The organism is Vibrio sp. 1249-1 (assembly GCF_033340495.1).
This window is the reverse complement of the sequence record NZ_JAWOWJ010000437.1, coordinates 1-757: the sequence shown is the minus strand read 5'-3', so window position 1 is coordinate 757 and position 757 is coordinate 1. Positions and strand designations below refer to the sequence as shown.

Here is a 757-nt window from a genome sequence, read left to right as displayed (position 1 = left end):
TTAAATATTGGCATGCCTGATGTGCAGCCCGGTATTGATCAACCTTGGACAACACTCAACCAAATTTCCAATGAAGTTAGTATCGATAGAACTCAATTGGCGATACGTCTTATCGATCATTGGAAAGCCGCGCTAGAAGAATATGAACTGACTGGACTGGGTGGTTTTGTTGAACGTTGGAATCGTTTGGACAACTTTATCGGCCGACCGGTTAAGCTTCTTATGGGACCGAGAGAAATACACGGAGTGGTACAAGGTATCGACCAACAGGGTGGGGTGGTGCTCAAAACTGAAAATGGTTTGGAAACCTACATTGGCGGAGAAATTTCGTTGAGAAAAGGGGACTGAGCCCCTTTACTTTCTTAGCGATACTTTGTCGACAAGGTGGTTAGCACCTTTGTGGAGGATCAAATGGGCTCTTTCTCTGGTTGGAAGAATGTTCAATTCCAGATTGAGTCCATTAATATTGCGCCAAATTTCTTTCGCTTTACTTTTCGCTTCATCGACCGACAGCTGCGTATAGTGGCTGAAGTAGGAGCCTGGTTTAGTAAAAGCTCCGCGGCGAAACTTCAAAAATCTCTCAACATACCACTGCTCTATCGTTTCACTTTCCGCATCAACATAAATTGAGAAATCAAGAAAATCAGATACAAATACTCGATGTGGATCATGTGGGTAGTCCATACCGCTTTGTAATACGTTTAAGCCTTCAATAATAAGCACGTCAGGTCGGTCGACTTTTTTTAGCTCATCAGTA

2 pseudogenes are annotated in these 757 nt (G+C 43.2%); one reads left to right on the top strand and one right to left on the bottom strand.

Features of this window, described 5'->3' with window-relative positions:
• Positions 1–348, top strand: a pseudogene (locus tag R7Z50_RS26860) (biotin--[acetyl-CoA-carboxylase] synthetase); the annotation flags it as partial.
• A gap of 6 nt (positions 349–354) precedes the next feature.
• On the opposite strand, the pseudogene R7Z50_RS26855 reads toward R7Z50_RS26860, so the two are convergent.
• Positions 355–757, bottom strand: a pseudogene (locus R7Z50_RS26855) (type I pantothenate kinase); the annotation flags it as partial.